The sequence below is a fragment of the Citrobacter sp. Cpo089 genome (assembly GCF_030332695.1).
GTDB classification, from domain to species: Bacteria; Pseudomonadota; Gammaproteobacteria; order Enterobacterales; family Enterobacteriaceae; genus Citrobacter; species Citrobacter portucalensis.
In genome coordinates, this window is record NZ_JAOWHJ010000054.1 from 309,732 (window position 1) to 327,535 (window position 17,804).

17 protein-coding genes and 1 rRNA gene are annotated in these 17,804 nt (G+C 53.0%); 10 read left to right on the forward strand and 8 right to left on the reverse strand.

What is annotated here, in order from left to right; all coding sequences use genetic code 11:
* Positions 1–5: 5 nt before the first annotated feature.
* From dnaE to tilS, 5 genes are all read left to right on the forward strand, one after another.
* Positions 6–3,488 (forward strand): DNA polymerase III subunit alpha, encoded by a 3,483-nt coding sequence (gene dnaE / locus OGX92_RS11370; protein WP_286586553.1) that lies wholly within the window; start codon positions 6–8, stop codon positions 3,486–3,488.
* A gap of 12 nt (positions 3,489–3,500) precedes the next feature.
* A complete protein-coding gene (gene accA, locus OGX92_RS11375; protein WP_003829164.1) occupies positions 3,501–4,460 on the forward strand; it encodes an acetyl-CoA carboxylase carboxyl transferase subunit alpha in 960 nt (319 codons plus the stop codon).
* Between the two features lie 99 nt (positions 4,461–4,559).
* Positions 4,560–6,698, forward strand: coding sequence for a lysine decarboxylase LdcC (gene ldcC, locus OGX92_RS11380; RefSeq protein ID WP_286586554.1), 2,139 nt, complete (start codon positions 4,560–4,562; stop codon positions 6,696–6,698).
* 66 nt (positions 6,699–6,764) lie between these two features.
* Positions 6,765–7,154: a VOC family protein gene (locus OGX92_RS11385; protein ID WP_008786273.1), complete on the forward strand. Its 390-nt coding sequence runs from the start codon at positions 6,765–6,767 to the stop codon at positions 7,152–7,154.
* 61 nt (positions 7,155–7,215) lie between these two features.
* Positions 7,216–8,511: a tRNA lysidine(34) synthetase TilS gene (tilS, locus tag OGX92_RS11390; RefSeq protein WP_286586556.1), complete on the forward strand. Its 1,296-nt coding sequence runs from the start codon at positions 7,216–7,218 to the stop codon at positions 8,509–8,511.
* A 42-nt stretch (positions 8,512–8,553) separates the two neighbouring features.
* On the opposite strand, the gene rof is transcribed toward tilS, so the two are convergent.
* The gene (rof, locus tag OGX92_RS11395) at positions 8,554–8,814 is read right to left on the reverse strand and encodes a Rho-binding antiterminator (RefSeq protein WP_003018503.1); all 261 of its coding nucleotides are present in this window, start codon (positions 8,812–8,814) and stop codon (positions 8,554–8,556) included.
* Positions 8,801–9,001 carry a YaeP family protein gene (locus OGX92_RS11400; protein WP_003018499.1) on the reverse strand — a complete coding sequence of 67 codons (201 nt, stop codon included), beginning with the start codon at positions 8,999–9,001 and terminating at the stop codon, positions 8,801–8,803. Before OGX92_RS11400 ends, rof begins: the two co-directional genes overlap by 14 nt.
* A gap of 188 nt (positions 9,002–9,189) precedes the next feature.
* Here OGX92_RS11400 and OGX92_RS11405 point away from each other — a divergent pair, with 188 nt between their 5' ends.
* Genes OGX92_RS11405 through nlpE form a run of 3 tightly spaced genes read left to right on the forward strand, consistent with a single transcriptional unit; the run spans position 9,190 to position 10,883 of the window.
* Positions 9,190–9,735 (forward strand): YaeQ family protein, encoded by a 546-nt coding sequence (locus OGX92_RS11405; protein ID WP_003018497.1) that lies wholly within the window; start codon positions 9,190–9,192, stop codon positions 9,733–9,735.
* Positions 9,732–10,154 (forward strand): alternative ribosome rescue aminoacyl-tRNA hydrolase ArfB, encoded by a 423-nt coding sequence (arfB, locus tag OGX92_RS11410; RefSeq protein WP_032942412.1) that lies wholly within the window; start codon positions 9,732–9,734, stop codon positions 10,152–10,154. Before OGX92_RS11405 ends, arfB begins: the two co-directional genes overlap by 4 nt.
* A gap of 30 nt (positions 10,155–10,184) precedes the next feature.
* Positions 10,185–10,883, forward strand: a complete 699-nt coding sequence (gene nlpE, locus OGX92_RS11415) for an envelope stress response activation lipoprotein NlpE (protein ID WP_085951559.1) — start codon at positions 10,185–10,187, stop codon at positions 10,881–10,883.
* 44 nt (positions 10,884–10,927) lie between these two features.
* On the opposite strand, the gene proS is transcribed toward nlpE, so the two are convergent.
* From proS to metN, 6 genes are all read right to left on the reverse strand, one after another.
* Entirely contained in the window at positions 10,928–12,646 is a 1,719-nt protein-coding gene (proS, locus tag OGX92_RS11420) for a proline--tRNA ligase (RefSeq protein WP_164563107.1), read from the reverse strand.
* 113 nt (positions 12,647–12,759) lie between these two features.
* Positions 12,760–13,467, reverse strand: a complete 708-nt coding sequence (tsaA, locus tag OGX92_RS11425; protein WP_003829147.1) for a tRNA (N6-threonylcarbamoyladenosine(37)-N6)-methyltransferase TrmO — start codon at positions 13,465–13,467, stop codon at positions 12,760–12,762.
* A complete protein-coding gene (rcsF, locus tag OGX92_RS11430) occupies positions 13,464–13,868 on the reverse strand; it encodes an envelope stress sensor lipoprotein RcsF (protein WP_003018477.1) in 405 nt (134 codons plus the stop codon). The genes tsaA and rcsF overlap by 4 nt, the downstream gene beginning before the upstream one ends.
* A 116-nt stretch (positions 13,869–13,984) precedes the next feature.
* Entirely contained in the window at positions 13,985–14,800 is an 816-nt protein-coding gene (gene metQ, locus OGX92_RS11435; RefSeq protein WP_003829145.1) for a methionine ABC transporter substrate-binding lipoprotein MetQ, read from the reverse strand.
* 44 nt (positions 14,801–14,844) lie between these two features.
* Positions 14,845–15,498, reverse strand: coding sequence for a methionine ABC transporter permease MetI (locus OGX92_RS11440; protein ID WP_003018471.1), 654 nt, complete (start codon positions 15,496–15,498; stop codon positions 14,845–14,847).
* Entirely contained in the window at positions 15,491–16,522 is a 1,032-nt protein-coding gene (gene metN, locus OGX92_RS11445; RefSeq protein ID WP_003829140.1) for a methionine ABC transporter ATP-binding protein MetN, read from the reverse strand. The genes OGX92_RS11440 and metN overlap by 8 nt, the downstream gene beginning before the upstream one ends.
* A gap of 189 nt (positions 16,523–16,711) precedes the next feature.
* On the opposite strand from metN, the gene gmhB reads away from it, so the two are divergent.
* Positions 16,712–17,278, forward strand: a complete 567-nt coding sequence (gmhB, locus tag OGX92_RS11450; RefSeq protein WP_008786280.1) for a D-glycero-beta-D-manno-heptose 1,7-bisphosphate 7-phosphatase — start codon at positions 16,712–16,714, stop codon at positions 17,276–17,278.
* A 369-nt stretch (positions 17,279–17,647) separates the two neighbouring features.
* Positions 17,648–17,804 (forward strand): 16S ribosomal RNA (locus tag OGX92_RS11455); the annotation flags it as partial.

Below are 17,804 nucleotides of genomic sequence, written 5' to 3' on the forward strand. Positions count from 1 at the left end.
TGAAGATGTCTGAACCACGTTTCGTCCACCTACGGGTGCACAGCGACTACTCCATGATCGATGGGCTGGCGAAAACCGGGCCGCTGGTAAAAAAGGCGGCCGCGTTAGGCATGCCTGCGCTGGCGATCACCGATTTTACCAACCTGTGTGGTCTGGTGAAGTTTTACGGAGCGGGTCACGGCGCGGGTATCAAGCCGATAGTTGGCGCAGATTTTCATGTCCGCAGTGAGCTGTTGGGCGATGAACTCACGCAGCTCACCGTGCTGGCCGCAAATAATACCGGCTATCAGAACCTGACGTTGTTGATTTCGAAAGCCTATCAGCGCGGCTATGGCGCAGAAGGACCGGTTATCGACCGGGACTGGTTGGTCGAGCTAAAAGAAGGTTTGATTTTGCTCTCCGGCGGTCGCATGGGCGATGTCGGACGCAGCCTGCTGCGCGGCAATAGCGCACTGGTTGACGAGTGCGTGGCGTTTTACGAAGAACATTTTCCCAATTGCTATTTCCTCGAATTGATTCGCACCGGCAGGCAAGATGAAGAAAATTATCTGCACGCAGCCGTAGCACTGGCCGAAACGCGTGGTCTACCGGTGGTGGCGACTAACGATGTCCGCTTCCTGGAAACCGGAGATTTCGACGCGCATGAAATCCGCGTAGCGATCCACGACGGGTTCACCCTTGATGACCCGAAACGCCCGCGTAACTATTCGCCGCAGCAATACATGCGCAGCGAAGATGAGATGTGCGAGCTGTTCTCCGATATTCCGGAAGCACTGCAAAACACTGTCGAGATAGCCAAACGCTGCAACGTGACGGTGCGTCTGGGCAAATATTTCCTGCCGCAGTTTCCGACCGGCGATATGACCACCGAGGATTTCCTCGTGGCGAAATCACGCGAAGGTCTGGAAGAACGTCTCGAATTTTTGTTCCCTGACCCTGAAGTTCGTGCGCAGAAGCGCCCGCCTTACGATGAACGTCTGGAAGTTGAACTTAAAGTTATCAACCAGATGGGATTCCCTGGCTACTTCCTGATCGTTATGGAATTTATCCAGTGGTCGAAAGATAACGGCGTACCGGTAGGCCCGGGACGTGGTTCCGGCGCTGGCTCACTTGTCGCCTATGCGCTGAAAATTACCGATCTCGATCCGCTGGAATTTGACCTGCTGTTCGAACGTTTCCTTAACCCGGAACGTGTCTCAATGCCCGACTTCGACGTTGACTTCTGTATGGAGAAACGCGACCAGGTTATCGAGCACGTGGCGGAAATGTACGGTCGTGATGCGGTTTCGCAGATTATTACCTTTGGTACGATGGCTGCAAAAGCAGTTATCCGCGACGTGGGCCGTGTGCTGGGGCATCCGTACGGTTTCGTTGACCGTATTTCGAAACTGGTGCCGCCCGATCCGGGCATGACGCTGGCAAAAGCCTTTGAAGCCGAACCGCAACTGCCGGAAATCTATGAGGCAGATGAAGAGGTTAAAGCGCTGATCGATATGGCGCGTAAGCTGGAAGGTGTCACGCGTAACGCCGGTAAGCACGCCGGTGGTGTGGTTATCGCACCGACAAAAATTACTGATTTTGCGCCGCTGTACTGCGATGAACAGGGGCTGCACCCGGTTACTCAGTTTGATAAGAACGACGTGGAATATGCCGGTCTTGTGAAGTTCGACTTCCTCGGCCTGCGTACGCTCACCATCATCAACTGGGCGCTGGAAATGATCAACGCGCGCCGTGAAAAGAACGGTGAGCCACCGCTGGATATTGCGGCTATCCCGCTGGATGACAAGAAAAGCTTCGATATGCTGCAACGCTCGGAGACCACGGCTGTCTTCCAGCTTGAATCCCGCGGTATGAAAGACCTGATCAAACGTCTGCAGCCTGACTGCTTCGAAGACATGATCGCACTGGTGGCTCTGTTCCGCCCTGGTCCGCTACAGTCGGGGATGGTAGATAACTTTATCGACCGTAAGCATGGTCGCGAAGAGATTTCCTACCCGGACGTACAATGGCAGCATGAGTGTCTGAAACCGGTACTGGAGCCGACCTACGGCATTATCCTGTATCAGGAACAGGTTATGCAGATTGCCCAGGAGTTGTCCGGGTACACCCTTGGCGGCGCGGATATGCTGCGTCGTGCGATGGGTAAGAAAAAGCCGGAAGAGATGGCTAAGCAGCGCGGCACCTTTGAAGAAGGGGCGAAAAAGCGCGGCGTAGACGGCGAACTGGCGATGAAAATCTTTGACCTGGTGGAGAAATTCGCCGGTTACGGATTTAACAAATCGCACTCCGCAGCCTATGCGCTCGTCTCTTACCAGACGCTGTGGCTGAAGGCGCATTATCCTGCTGAGTTTATGGCGGCGGTAATGACCGCCGATATGGATAACACTGAGAAAGTGGTCGGGCTGGTAGATGAATGCTGGCGTATGGGGCTCAAAATCCTGCCGCCGGACATCAACTCCGGGCTTTACCATTTTCACGTGAATGATGATGGCGAGATTGTTTATGGCATCGGCGCGATAAAAGGCGTGGGTGAAGGACCAATTGAAGCTATTATTGAGGCGCGTAACGAAGGCGGTTACTTCCGTGAGCTGTTTGATCTCTGTGCGCGCACGGATATCAAAAAACTTAACCGCCGGGTGCTGGAAAAGTTAATTATGTCCGGGGCGTTTGATCGCCTTGGCCCGCATCGCGCGGCGTTGATGAATTCGCTCAACGATGCGCTAAAAGCCGCCGATCAGCATGCAAAAGCCGAAGCCATCGGTCAGGCCGATATGTTTGGCGTGCTGGCGGAAGAACCGGAGCAAATTGAACAATCCTATGCCAGTTGCCAACCGTGGCCGGAGCAGGTGGTATTAGATGGTGAGCGTGAAACGTTGGGGCTTTACCTGACGGGACACCCCATCAACCAGTATTTAAAAGAAATTGAGCGCTATGTCGGAGGCTACAGGCTGAAAGACATGCATCCGACAGAACGTGGTAAAGTCACCACGGCTGCGGGGCTCGTCATTGCTGCGCGGGTAATGGTCACCAAGCGCGGCAATCGTATCGGCATCTGTACACTGGATGACCGTTCCGGACGTCTGGAAGTTATGTTGTTTACCGATGCTCTGGATAAATACCAGCAATTGCTGGAAAAAGACCGCATACTTATCGTCAGCGGACAGGTCAGCTTTGATGACTTCAGCGGCGGGCTTAAAATGATGGCCCGTGAAGTCATGGATATTGACGAAGCCCGGGAAAAATATGCTCGCGGGCTTGCTATCTCGCTGACGGACAGGCAAATTGATGACCAGCTTTTAAACCGACTCCGTCAGTCTCTGGAACCCCACCGCTCGGGGACAATTCCAGTACATCTCTACTATCAGAGGGCGGATGCACGTGCGCGGTTGCGTTTTGGCGCGACGTGGCGTGTCTCTCCGAGCGATCGTTTGCTAAACGATCTCCGTGGCCTTATTGGTTCGGAGCAGGTGGAACTGGAGTTTGACTAATACAGGAATACTATGAGTCTGAATTTCCTTGATTTTGAACAGCCGATTGCAGAGCTGGAAGCAAAAATCGATTCTTTGACTGCGGTTAGCCGTCAGGATGAGAAACTGGATATTAACATCGATGAAGAAGTGCATCGCCTGCGTGAAAAAAGCGTAGAACTGACGCGTAAAATCTTCGCCGATCTTGGCGCATGGCAGGTAGCCCAACTGGCGCGCCATCCACAGCGTCCGTACACCCTGGATTATGTCCGCCTGGCGTTTGATGAATTTGATGAGCTGGCGGGCGATCGTGCCTATGCGGATGATAAAGCTATTGTCGGCGGTATCGCGCGTCTTGATGGCCGTCCGGTGATGATCATTGGTCATCAGAAAGGCCGTGAGACCAAAGAAAAGATTCGCCGTAATTTCGGCATGCCAGCGCCGGAAGGCTATCGCAAAGCGCTGCGTCTGATGGAAATGGCCGAGCGTTTCAACATGCCGATCATTACCTTCATCGACACCCCAGGGGCTTACCCGGGCGTGGGCGCGGAAGAGCGTGGTCAGTCAGAAGCGATCGCGCGCAACCTGCGTGAAATGTCGCGTCTGAGCGTACCGGTAATCTGTACCGTTATCGGTGAAGGTGGTTCCGGTGGCGCGCTGGCGATCGGTGTAGGCGATAAAGTGAATATGCTGCAATACAGCACCTATTCCGTTATCTCCCCGGAAGGTTGTGCTTCCATTCTGTGGAAAAGCGCCGACAAAGCGCCGCTGGCCGCAGAAGCGATGGGAATTGTTGCCCCGCGTCTGAAAGAGCTTAAGCTTATCGACTCTATCATTCCGGAACCGTTAGGCGGCGCACACCGCAATCCGGAAGTGATGGCTGCGTCCCTGAAAGCGCAGCTGCTGGCTGATCTCGCCGATCTCGACGTGTTAAGCAAAGACGATCTGAAAAACCGTCGTTACCAGCGCCTGATGAGCTACGGTTACGCGTAAACTGCATTAATTCCGAAAAGGGCCGCAACGTTGTGGCCCTTTTTTTTACCTGCGGTTTGACCAGGCTATGATTAACTAAGGTTTTTCCAGGAGGAACGCATGAATATCATTGCCATCATGGGACCGCATGGCGTCTTTTATAAAGATGAGCCCATCAAGGAACTTGAGCGTGCGCTGCAACAGCAGGGATTTCAGATTATCTGGCCGCAGAATAGCGTTGACCTGCTGAAGTTTATCGAACATAACCCGCGAATTTGCGGCGTCATTTTTGACTGGGATGAATATAGCCTGGAGCTGTGCAGTGACATCAACCAGCTCAACGAGTATCTCCCGCTCTACGCCTTTATTAATACCCATTCGACGATGGATGTCAGTGCGCACGACCTGCGCATGGCGCTGTGGTTTTTTGAGTATGCGCTGGGTCAGTCTGAAGATATTGCCACCCGCATCCGTCAGTACACCAGCGAATACCTCGATAACATCACGCCTCCGTTCACCAAGGCGCTGTTTACCTATGTGAAGGAAGGAAAGTATACCTTCTGTACGCCCGGGCACATGGCGGGTACGGCGTACCAGAAAAGCCCGGTCGGCTGCCTGTTCTATGATTTCTTTGGCGGCAATACGCTGAAAGCCGACGTGTCCATTTCCGTAACCGAACTGGGTTCATTGCTTGATCATACCGGACCACACCTCGAGGCGGAGGAGTACATCGCTCGCACCTTTGGTGCTGAGCAGAGCTATATGGTGACCAACGGCACCTCGACATCGAACAAGATTGTCGGCATGTATGCTGCGCCTGCAGGCAGTACGTTACTGATTGACCGCAACTGCCATAAGTCGCTGGCGCATTTGCTGATGATGAGCGATGTGGTGCCAATCTGGCTGAAGCCTACGCGTAACGCGTTGGGGATCCTCGGCGGTATACCCCGCCGGGAATTTACCCGCGCAAGTATTGAACGCAAGGTAGAAGAGACGACTCAGGCGCAATGGCCGGTACACGCGGTGATCACTAACTCCACCTATGACGGGCTGCTTTATAACACCAACTGGATCAAGCAAACCCTGGATGTGCCCTCCATCCATTTTGATTCAGCCTGGGTGCCGTATACCCATTTTCATCCGATCTATCAGGGGAAAAGCGGGATGAGCGGCGAACGGGTACCGGGAAAGCTGATTTTTGAAACCCAGTCCACCCACAAGATGCTGGCGGCGTTGTCACAGGCTTCGCTGATCCACATTAAGGGTGACTATGATGAAGACACGTTCAACGAAGCCTTTATGATGCATACCTCCACGTCTCCGAGCTATCCGATTGTGGCGTCGATAGAAACGGCGGCGGCAATGCTGCGTGGCAATTCCGGCAAGCGGTTAATCAATCGTTCGGTGGAACGGGCGTTGCATTTCCGTAAAGAAGTGCAGCGTCTGCGCGAAGAGTTGGATGGCTGGTTCTTTGATATCTGGCAGCCGGAAAAGGTCGATGAAGCAGAATGTTGGCCGGTAGCGCCAGGTGAAGACTGGCACGGATTTATTGATGCTGATGCCGACCACATGTTCCTCGACCCGGTGAAGGTCACGATTCTGACGCCGGGAATGGATGAACAGGGAAATATGAGCGAAGAGGGGATCCCCGCGGCGCTGGTGGCGAAATTCCTTGATGAACGCGGCGTCGTCGTCGAAAAAACGGGACCGTATAACCTGTTGTTCCTGTTCAGTATTGGCATTGATAAAACCCGGGCGATGGGGCTGCTACGTGGCCTGACGGAATTTAAGCGCTCGTACGATCTGAATTTGCGCGTGAAAAATATGCTGCCGGATCTGTATGCTGAAGATCCCGATTTCTATCGCAATATGCGTATTCAGGATCTGGCACAGGGGATCCATAAGCTGATCCGCCAGCACGATCTCTCCGGACTGATGCTGCGGGCATTTGATACCTTGCCGGAAATGAAAATGACACCGCACCAGGCCTGGCAGCGGCAGATCAAAGGTGAGGTGGAAACCGTGGCGCTTGATCAACTGGTAGGACGCGTGTCCGCCAATATGATCCTGCCTTATCCTCCCGGCGTGCCGCTCTTGATGCCCGGGGAAATGATCACTGCCAAAAGCCGGGCTGTTCTCGATTTTCTGCTGATGCTGTGCTCGGTAGGGCAGCGCTACCCGGGATTTGAAACTGATATCCATGGCGCTAAACTGGGCGAGGATGGCGTGTATCGCGTGAGAGTCCTAAAAATGGCATAACGGCTTGCCTGACCCTAAGACGTACGAGTAACGTGCTGACAGAAAAACGAAAGAGGCGATGACGCTATGCTGGGATTAAAACAGGTTCACCATATTGCCATTATTGCGACGGACTACGCGGCGAGTAAGGCATTTTACTGCGATGTGCTTGGCTTTACACTGATGAGCGAAGCCTATCGGGAAGAGAGAGACTCGTGGAAAGGCGATCTGGCATTGAACGGCCAGTATGTGATTGAGCTTTTTTCTTTCCCGTTTCCACCTTGCCGTCCGAGCCGACCGGAAGCCTGCGGTTTGCGTCATCTGGCGTTCAGTGTGGAGGATGTGGAAAAGTCGATCGCGCATCTGGAAGCACACCACGTGAAGTGTGAATCCATACGTATCGATCCATTTACCGGTAAACGCTTTACGTTTTTCAACGATCCGGACGGATTGCCCCTCGAACTGTACGAGATGTAAGGCTTGTCATTGTGGTGTTAGCCCGGTAATGTGCCGGGCAATGCCATTGTAAGTAACCATCATGACGACACTCACGCTGAACACTTCACTGCTGAATTTTCAATCGATTTTGGTCGCCTTTAGCGGCGGGCTGGACTCAACCGTACTCCTGCATCAGCTGGTGCAGTGGCGAGCGCAGCATCCTGAGGTCGCTTTACGCGCAATCCATATTCATCACGGATTAAGCCCACATGCAGACAGTTGGGTGCAGCACTGTGAGTCAGTATGTATACAGTGGCAGGTGCCGCTGGTGGTTGAGCGGGTACACCTTGAGGATGATGGTCTGGGCATCGAAGCTCAGGCACGACGCGCGCGCTATCAGGCATTTGCGCAGACCTTACTACCGGGCGAGGTGCTGATGACCGCCCAGCATCTCGATGACCAGTGTGAAACCTTTTTGCTGGCGCTTAAGCGCGGTAGTGGTCCTGCCGGACTTTCCGCCATGGGCGAAAACTCACCGTTCGCCGGAACCCAGCTGATTCGACCGCTGCTGGCGCAAACGCGAGAGTCGCTAGAAGCATGGGCGCGGCAGCATGAATTATGCTGGATTGAAGATGAAAGCAATCAGGATGATACCTACGATCGCAATTTCCTCAGATTGCGCGTTACCCCATTGCTGCAACAGCGCTGGCCGCACTTCGCGCAAGCCGTAGCCCGCAGCGCCGCGCTGTGTGCTGAGCAGGAGAGTTTACTGGATGAACTGCTGGCCAGCGATTTAGCCGATTGCATCACAGCCCACGGCACATTGTTACTGGTACCGTTAATGATGGTGAGCGACGTGCGTCGTGCCGCGCTGCTTCGTCGCTGGCTGGCGGGGTTAAATGCGCCGATGCCTTCTCGTGATGGACTGGAACGTATCTGGCAGGAAGTGGCGCTGGCGCGGGAAGATGCCTCACCCTGTTTTCGCCTTGGGGAGTACGAGGTCCGTCGTTATCAGTCACAGCTGTGGTGGGTGAAGTCAGTCGATGGGCAAAGCGAAACCGTTATCCCATGGTTAGAGTGGAAAACACCGTTGGCGCTGCCTGCCGGATTGGGTTCGGTTCAGTTAATCTCTGCGGGTGAATTGCGCATGCCGCAAGAGGATGAAGCCGTCAGCATTCGTTTCAAAGCACCAGGCTTATTGCATATTGTCGGGCGTAACGGTGGACGGAAATTAAAGAAAATCTGGCAGGAGCAGGGGATCCCGCCCTGGCGACGAGATACCACACCGCTGCTGTTTTACGGCGAAACGTTGATTGCGGCTGCGGGTGTTTTCGTGACGCGTGAGGGAGCGGCGGAAGATGAAGAAGGCGTGAGTCTGGTTTGGCGTGGAAAGTAGGCCGGATAAGATGCTTTGCACCGTCATCCGGCACCAAAATAATCAGGATTCGCTGACCACCACAGTACCGATCTGCGGGTGGCTGAAGCTGGCAATTTTGTCGAGGCGAAGCTCCCGGGTTTCACCTGCGACATCTGCGACCAGATACTCCACGTTTTTGCGTGAAACCAGGTCGTTCGCTTTCGCCTGCAAAACTTCGCCATCTTTTAACGCCAGCGTCAGTAACAAATGGTGCTGGCAGGCGAGTTCAAGATTGTCGTAATCATCGCAGTTGATGGGTTGATACGTTTCATTCATTGACATAATCGCTCACCAGTAAGTTCGCGGCAGCATAGGCCGCTTTTTCCCTGACCGACTCTGGAAGGGCGCTGTCTGCCGCCACTTCATTAAGCACCTTCAATACGCAACCCAGCGCATCCGGGATATACCCTAAGTCTCCGCTGGCGATTTCCGCGTACCGCTTGCGTATTAACTCACAATATTTTTCCACATGCCCTCCTGTCAGCACTCTGACTTAACCGTGGATGCAAGTCTAAGCCTACGAAGATAAACTCTGTTTAGCAAGGTGACTATACCATACTCATTCAAGCAATATCAGCGTCTTGATAGATGAGCAGTTAGCAGCCTTTTGCCGCAGTTTTCGCTACAATGTGCGCCTGATTCGAAAGGAGTTCTCCCATGGCGCTTAAAGCGACAATTTATAAAGCCGTCGTCAACGTAGCGGATCTTGACCGCAACCAGTTTCTTGACGCGGCCTTGACGCTGGCGCGTCACCCCTCTGAAACCCAGGAGCGTATGATGCTGCGCCTGCTTGCCTGGATTAAATATGCCGATGAGCGGCTGCAGTTCACGCGTGGCCTGAGCGCGGAAGACGAGCCTGAAGCATGGCTGCGTAACGACCATCTGGGCATCGATCTTTGGATTGAGTTGGGTCTGCCGGATGAGCGCCGTATCAAGAAAGCCTGTACCCAGTCTGGTGAGGTTGCTCTGTTTGCCTACAACAGCCGTGCGGCTCAGATCTGGTGGCAGCAAAACCAGAACAAATGTGCGCAGTTTAAAAATCTCACCGTGTGGTATCTGGATGATGAACAGCTGGCGCAACTGAGTGATTTTGCTGGTCGTACAATGGCGCTGCAGGCGACTATTCAGGACGGCGCTATTTGGCTGTCCGACTCTCAGAACAATCTGGAAATTCATCTGACCGCGTGGCAGCCGCGTTCATGATTGTTCTCTCCCGAAACGTCTCTATCCCTGATAATGAGCTGGAAATCACGGCGATTCGGGCACAAGGCGCGGGTGGTCAGCACGTTAACAAGACCTCGACGGCTATCCATTTGCGCTTTGACATTCGGGCCTCGAGCCTGCCAGAGTATTACAAGGAACGCCTGCTGGCTGCCAGCCATCATCTGATTAGCGGCGATGGCATTATTATCATTAAGGCGCAGGAATACCGTAGCCAGGAGCTCAATCGGGAAGCGGCAATCTCCCGACTGGTGGCGGTGATAAAAGAATTAACCGCGGTGCAAAAAAGCCGACAGGCAACTCGCCCTACGCGCGCCTCGAAAGAGCGCAGGTTGTCATCGAAGGCGCAAAAATCCACAGTGAAAGCACTGCGCGGGAGAGTTCGTCGAACGCAAGACTGACGAGCGGGAATAAAAATAAATAAGGAATTGATAGTGAAAACAGCAATATTGTCCGTGGTCGCTGCATGCACGCTTTTTTCCTTGATTGGCTGTAATAACCGTACTGAAGTTGAAGTACTACAGCCGACGCGGGCGGCAGAATTAAAACCGATGCAGCAAAGCTGGCGTGGCATCTTACCTTGTGCGGACTGCGAAGGGATTGAAACCTCTCTGTTTCTGGAAAAAGACGGCACATGGGTGATGAACGAACGCTATCAGGGCGTGCGGGATGAACCGTCTTCATTTGCCTCTTATGGCACATGGGCGCGTACAGCTGACAAACTGGTGCTGACCGACAGCAAAGGTGAGAAGTCGTACTACCGGGCTAAAGGCGAGGCGCTGGAAATGCTCGATCGTGAAGGTAACCCGATTGAGTCACAGTTTAATTACACGCTCCAGCCGGTTTCCGCCAGCTTACCGGTGACGCCAATGCCGATGCGAGGCATGTATTTCTATATGGCTGACGCGGCAATCTTTACCGACTGCGCAACGGGTAAACGGATGCCGGTGGCGAATAACGCTCAGCTTGAACGCGACTATTTAGCCGCTCGTGCGGAAAACGGACAGTCCGTACTGCTGACGCTTGAGGCGCATTTCACGTTGGAGTCAAACCCGGATACGGGTGAGAAAGTGAAAACGTTGATGGCGGATAAAGACGCGAAATTTATCCCTGGTAAAGCGTGTAATTAATCGATAGAAAAAAGGCCCTGATCATCAGGGCCTTTTTGTTGGTATTAGCCTTTAATGGCTTTGACCAGGAAGTCGACGATGTCGCCGGTTTTAATCAGCTCTTTCTCGCCGTTACGACGGTATTTGTATTCGATATCGTCGTTATCGAGGTTACGGTCGCCCAGTACGATGGTGTGTGGGATACCGATCAGTTCCATATCGGCAAACATCACGCCCGGACGCTCTTTACGATCGTCCATCAGCACTTCGATACCCTGCGCGCGCAGCTCAGTGTACAGCTTTTCAGCCAGCTCCTGCACACGGTAGGATTTGTGCATGTTCATCGGCAGAATAGCGACCTGGAACGGGGCAATGGCATCTGGCCATACGATGCCACGATCGTCAAAGTTCTGTTCAATAGCCGCGGCAACCACGCGAGTGACCCCGATACCGTAACAGCCCATAGTCAGCGTCTGGTTACGGCCATCTTCGCCCTGAACAGCGGCTTTCATCGCTTCAGAGTACTTGGTACCCAACTGGAAGATGTGGCCGACTTCGATACCGCGTTTGATCATCAGCGTACCTTTGCCGTCCGGGCTAGGGTCGCCGGCGACCACGTTACGGATGTCAGCAACTTCCGGGGTGGCCACATCGCGATCCCAGTTGATACCGAAATAGTGTTTACCGTCGATGTTGGCACCGGCAGCGAAATCGCTCATTACTGCAACGGTACGGTCGATAACCACCGGAATTGGCATATTCACCGGACCGAGCGAGCCAGGACCTGCTTTTACCAGCGCACGAATTTCTTCTTCGGTGGCAAAGGTCAGTGGGCTGGCAACCTGCGGCAGTTTTTCTGCTTTGACTTCGTTCAGCTCGTGATCGCCACGAACCAGCAGGGCGACCAGCGGGTAGCTGCTGCCTTCAACCGCTTTCACCAGCAGGGTTTTCACGGTTTTTTCGATAGGCAGGTTGAACTGCTCAACCAGTTCGGCGATGGTTTTAGCGTTCGGCGTATCTACCAGCGTCATTTCCTGGGTTGCTGCCGCGCGCGGCTCTTTCGGCGCAACGGCTTCGGCAAATTCGATGTTCGCCGCATAGTCAGAGGAATCGGAGAAGATCACATCGTCTTCGCCGCTCTGCGCCAGCACCTGGAATTCGTGAGAGGCGCTGCCGCCAATAGAACCGGTATCCGCTTGTACTGCACGGAAATCCAGCCCCATACGGCTGAAGATTTTGCTATACGCAGCGTACATCGCGTCGTAGGTTTCCTGCAGGGATTCCTGAGAGGTGTGGAAAGAGTATGCATCTTTCATCAGGAATTCGCGGGAGCGCATCACGCCGAAGCGCGGACGGACTTCGTCACGGAATTTGGTCTGGATCTGATAGAAGTTCAGCGGCAGCTGTTTGTAAGAGCTCAGCTCGTTACGGATCAGGTCGGTGATCACTTCTTCATGCGTTGGGCCGAGGACGAACGAACGATCGCCACGGTCAGCAATACGCAGCAGTTCCGGGCCGTATTGTTCCCAACGGCCGCTCTCTTCCCACAGTTCAGAAGGCTGAACGACCGGCATCAACACCTCGATCGCACCGGCGTTGTTCATCTCTTCACGCACGATGTTTTCGACTTTTTTCAGGACGCGCACGCCGGTCGGCAGCCAGGTATATAACCCGGAGGCCAGCTTGCGGATCATCCCGGCGCGCAGCATCAGCTGGTGGCTGATGACTTCGGCGTCGGCAGGTGTCTCCTTCAGAGTGGAGAGCAGATATTGGCTAGTACGCATGTTGTTACGGTTCCAGTTGAACGATCGAACAGGCTCAAAACGAGCCTGGCACAAAACAAAAGTGGTTTAGTTTACCAGCGAGAAAGGGATGTCAAAAGAGTACGCGACGCAAATTAGCGGGCTTCCAGAGCAAAGACCTCAAATCCTGACGGCGTGACGCGCCAGCGGACGTTAAAGTCCAGCAGCCAGACGGCGTAGGTTTTGCCTTCTTCCTCGTTTTTACGGTAGGCAGGACGCGGATCCTGCGCCAGCACTTCGGCAATAAACTGACGAAGATGCGGGTAACGTTGTTCGAGCTTCGGTAGCTGCTCCGCGAGATCTTCACTGAACGTCACGTCTACGCTGGCCTGGGGGGCATCCTGAGCATAGCTGGCACGAGCATCGGGTAACGATTCGGCAAACGGCAGATACGGTTTTATATCTACGACTGGCGTGCCATCAACGAGATCCAGCCCACCGAGTTCGAGGATCACGTGCTCTTTATGGCAGCGGATGCCCCGTAGCTCAACCAACGACATGCCAACAGGGTTAGGACGAAACGTTGAACGCGTGGCAAAGACACCCATTCTGGCGTTGCCGCCAAGGCGGGGAGGGCGCACGGTCGGACGCCATCCACCTTCCATTGTCTGGTGAAAAACAAAAATCACCCACAAATGACTGAAGGCTTCCAGGCCGCGAACGGCATCGGCCTGGTTATAAGGTGCGAGCAAATGCAGTTCACCGCTGGCGCTTTTCACCAGACCGGGCTGGCGTGGAACGGCGAACTTTTCTTTATAAGGTGAGCGGATAACGCCTATTTGCTCGAACTGAAAATGGCTCATTTCGCCGAAATGTTCAGTGCAGAACCGATGCAAACCGCCTGGCGATAGCAACCCGGCGTTCCGCTGGTCACTTCGCAACTGTGCAGCAATACCGCATTAGCTTTCATTTTTGATGCGTTAATCTGCATGCGTTTGCGTGCGGTTGGAATGCTCGGAGGGGAATCCTGGTTTGAAGCCTGGCAGGATTCACCGCTAACTTCGCCAAGATCGCGGAACGGTTTGCCTACTAAATCTTCAGCGTTAGTAATGATTCTTACCGGCGTAGCGCGCGGTGCTTTCGGTTTTTCCGGCTCCGCTTTCGGCGGGGTTGCGGTGCTTTGAACGGGTTCAACAGGGGATCTGCTTAACATAGAACAGCCGCTCAGCAAGAGTGCTACTAAACAGATCGGTAAAGCACGCATAATATTTCCTCAATGAATGATCTAAACGTCAGATATTGAATCAGGTGCTTGCATAAATGACAAGACGGGCAAGCGCCCGTCCTGATGATATTACAGATTCTGTAAACAGCCTAAAATTACCAGCCCTTAACAGCACCGCCGTTGAAGACTTTGTTTGCTGCTTCGTACACTTCGTCAGACTGGTATGCTTCAACGAATTTCTTCACGTTCTCAGCATCTTTATTGTCTTCACGAGTCACAATCAGGTTTACGTACGGGGAATCTTTATCTTCAACAAAGATACCGTCTTTTGCCGGAGTCAGGCCGATCTGGCTGGCGTAGGTGGTGTTGATGACCGCCAGTGCGATTTGTGCATCGTCCAGGGAACGTGGCAGTTGCGGTGCTTCAAGTTCAACCAGCTTCAGGTTTTTCGGGTTTTCAATCACGTCCAGCGCGGTCGGCAGCAGGCCAACACCGTCTTTCAGTTTGATTAAGCCCACTTTTTGCAGCAGCAGCAAGGAACGACCAAGGTTAGTCGGGTCGTTTGGAATCGCGACCTGGGAACCGTCCTGCAGCTCATCCAGTGATTTGATTTTTTTGGAGTAGCCCGCAATCGGGTAAACAAAAGTATTGCCTACAGCAACCAGCTTGTAACCGCGATCTTTGATCTGCTGGTCCAGGTATGGTTTGTGCTGGAAGGCGTTAGCATCGATATCGCCTTTGCTCAGCGCTTCGTTAGGCAGAACGTAATCGTTAAACGTGACCAGCTCAACGTCCAGACCGTATTTTTCTTTTGCTACTTTCTGCGCGACTTCTGCAACCTGCTGCTCTGCGCCAACAATAACGCCCACTTTGATGTGATTAGGATCTTTTTCATCCTGACCACAACCCACAAGTGCCAGAGAACCGATCAGGGCTCCAACTGCCGCAAAGGTTTTGAATTTAAACGCCATGCTTATTTCCTTTTCTTAATGAGTTTTTAGTGTTGTGTGCAACGTTATTTGTGCGTGACAGCCCGGACGATGCGATCGCCGGATAACTGAATTAAATAAACCAGAACGACGAGCAATACCAGTACTGTATTCATTACGGTAGCGTTGTAACCAATATAGCCGTACTGATAGCCAATCTGTCCAAGACCACCGGCACCGACGGCACCGCCCATCGCGGAGTAACCAACCAGCGTGATAAGGGTGATGGTGGCCGCATTGACCAGTCCTGGCAGCGCTTCTGGCAGTAATACCTTACGTACAATTTGCAGCGGCGTGGCGCCCATCGCACGAGAGGCTTCTATCAGCCCGGTCGGGATTTCGAGCAGCGCGTTTTCCACCATACGGGCGATAAACGGCGCGGCACCGACGGTCAGCGGAACGATAGCGGCCTGCAGTCCGATAGAGGTGCCTACGATCATGCGGGTGAACGGAATCATCCACACCAGTAAGATGATGAACGGGATGGAACGGAAAATGTTCACCAGCGCAGAGAGCGTACGGTAGAGCTTCGCGTTCTCAATAATTTGCCCCGGACGCGTTACGTACAGCAACACGCCGACCGGCAGACCAATCACAAAGCCAAAAAAACCGGACACAAAGGTCATTGCCAGCGTTTCCCATACGCCGCGAACCAGCAGCCACATCATCGGCTCAGACATAACCCAGTACCTCTACTTTTACATGGTGTTCCTGCAACCAACTGATGGCTGCTTGTGTATCTTCCTGTGTGCCGTGCATTTCAGTCAGCATGATGCCGAACTTCACGCCGCCGGCGTAATCCATCTGCGCGCTAATAATGTTGTTATTCACATTAAAGCGACGGGCCGTCTCAGAAAGTAGCGGTGCATCGACCGAATGGCCGGTGAATTCCATACGCAGCATCGGCACGCTGTCGGCTTCCGGCTCCGCTTTTAAACGTTCCAGATAATCTTCCGGAATATCCAGGTGCAGCGTGGACTGGATAAATTTCTGTGCCAGCGGCGTTTTCGGATGAGAGAAAACTTCGCTGACGGTGTCCTGCTCAATCAGTTCACCATTACTGATGACCGCCACGCAGTCACAAATACGTTTTACAACGTCCATTTCGTGGGTAATCAGCAGAATGGTGAGTCCCAGACGACGGTTAATATCTTTCAATAATTCCAGAATTGAGCGGGTCGTTGCCGGATCGAGTGCGCTGGTAGCTTCATCGCACAGCAACACTTTGGGATTACTTGCCAGCGCACGGGCGATCGCCACACGCTGTTTTTGTCCACCGGAAAGGTTGGCCGGGTAGCTATCGTGCTTGTCTCCAAGACCAACCAAATCCAACAGTTCTGTTACGCGGCGTTTGATCTCTTCTTTTGGCGTGTTATCCAGTTCCAGCGGTAGTGCGACGTTACCGAACACCGTACGGGAAGAGAGCAGGTTAAAGTGCTGAAAAATCATGCCGATTTGGCGGCGAGCTTTAGTCAACTCCGACTCAGAAAGCGTGGTCAGCTCCTGACCGCCAACCTGAACGCTGCCTTCGGTAGGGCGTTCGAGTAGGTTAACGCAGCGGATGAGCGTACTTTTACCAGCACCGGAGGCGCCAATAACGCCATAAATCTGCCCGGCAGGAACATGCAGGCTGACATTATTTAGCGCCTGAATGGTGCGAGTCCCCTGCTGGAACACTTTGGTGATATTCGAAAGTTTAATCATTGGTTATTTATTATCGTAATTAAGTTAGCCGTGGCATTTTCGTCTGTCAGGTACGGTCGAAGCCGTCAACAAGATGGATGTTAAGGCATCCAGACGTCTAAATCAATCGGGCTTTGCACGATGAGCACTTTCTTGCCCGCTGAAACATGCGATACTAGAGTCACATGCCTTATTCAGGAGCTATAAAAGGTGGCAAAGTCTGTACCCGCAATTTTTCTCGACCGTGACGGTACCATTAATGTGGACCACGGTTATGTACATGAGATTGACGAGTTTGAGTTTATCGACGGCGTTATTGATGCCATGCGTGAACTTAAAAAGATGGGTTACGCGCTTATTATCGTGACGAACCAGTCTGGTATCGCGCGTGGTAAATTTACTGAGGCGCAGTTTGAAACGTTGACCGAATGGATGGACTGGTCGCTGGCCGATCGCGACGTTGAGCTGGATGGCATCTACTACTGCCCGCATCACCCGCAGGGTACTGTAGAAGAGTATCGTCAGGTCTGCGACTGTCGTAAACCACATCCTGGCATGTTTATCTCCGCCCGAGACTTCTTGCACATCGATATGGCCGCTTCTTATATGGTAGGCGACAAAATTGAAGATATGCAGGCGGCGACAGCTGCGAATGTTGGCACGAAGGTATTGGTCCGCACGGGTAAACCCGTCACGCCGGAAGCAGAAAATGCGGCAGATTTGGTCATAAACAGCCTGGCAGACCTGCCAATGGCGATAAAAAAGCAGCAAAAGTAAGCGTTGTGGATAAAAGGTGAGCGGTTGAAACAAAAATGCATTTTTCCGCTTGTCTTCCTGAGTCGACTCCCTATAATGCGCCTCCATCGACACGGCGGATGTGAATCACTTCACACAAACAGCCGGTTCGGTTGAACAGAAAAACCTGGAAATGAGGGTTGACTCTGAAAGAGGAAAGCGTAATATACGCCACCTCGCGACAGAGCGCTAAAGCGCGTCGCAACTGCTCTTTAACAATTTATCAGACAATCTGTGTGGGCACCCGAAGATACGGATTCTTAACGTCGCAAGACGAAAAATGAATACCAAGTCTCAACGAGTGAACACGTAATTCATTACGAAGTTTAATTCATTGAGCATCAAACTTTTAAATTGAAGAGTTTGATCATGGCTCAGATTGAACGCTGGCGGCAGGCCTAACACATGCAAGTCGAACGGTAGCACAGAGGAGCTTGCTCCTTGGGTGACGAGTGGCGGACGGGTGAGTAATGTCTGGGAAACTGCCCGATGGAGGGGGATAACTACT

Bases quoted from the DNA above. Each gene is read 5' to 3' on its own strand.
- dnaE (WP_286586553.1), top strand. From the start codon at position 6: ATGTCTGAACCACGTTTCGTCCACCTACGGGTGCACAGCGACTACTCC.
- accA (WP_003829164.1), top strand. From the start codon at position 3,501: ATGAGTCTGAATTTCCTTGATTTTGAACAGCCGATTGCAGAGCTGGAA.
- ldcC (WP_286586554.1), top strand. From the start codon at position 4,560: ATGAATATCATTGCCATCATGGGACCGCATGGCGTCTTTTATAAAGAT.
- OGX92_RS11385 (WP_008786273.1), top strand. From the start codon at position 6,765: ATGCTGGGATTAAAACAGGTTCACCATATTGCCATTATTGCGACGGAC.
- tilS (WP_286586556.1), top strand. From the start codon at position 7,216: ATGACGACACTCACGCTGAACACTTCACTGCTGAATTTTCAATCGATT.
- rof (WP_003018503.1), bottom strand. From the start codon at position 8,814: ATGTCAATGAATGAAACGTATCAACCCATCAACTGCGATGATTACGAC.
- OGX92_RS11405 (WP_003018497.1), top strand. From the start codon at position 9,190: ATGGCGCTTAAAGCGACAATTTATAAAGCCGTCGTCAACGTAGCGGAT.
- arfB (WP_032942412.1), top strand. From the start codon at position 9,732: ATGATTGTTCTCTCCCGAAACGTCTCTATCCCTGATAATGAGCTGGAA.
- proS (WP_164563107.1), bottom strand. From the start codon at position 12,646: ATGCGTACTAGCCAATATCTGCTCTCCACTCTGAAGGAGACACCTGCC.
- tsaA (WP_003829147.1), bottom strand. From the start codon at position 13,467: ATGAGCCATTTTCAGTTCGAGCAAATAGGCGTTATCCGCTCACCTTAT.
- rcsF (WP_003018477.1), bottom strand. From the start codon at position 13,868: ATGCGTGCTTTACCGATCTGTTTAGTAGCACTCTTGCTGAGCGGCTGT.
- metQ (WP_003829145.1), bottom strand. From the start codon at position 14,800: ATGGCGTTTAAATTCAAAACCTTTGCGGCAGTTGGAGCCCTGATCGGT.
- OGX92_RS11440 (WP_003018471.1), bottom strand. From the start codon at position 15,498: ATGTCTGAGCCGATGATGTGGCTGCTGGTTCGCGGCGTATGGGAAACG.
- metN (WP_003829140.1), bottom strand. From the start codon at position 16,522: ATGATTAAACTTTCGAATATCACCAAAGTGTTCCAGCAGGGGACTCGC.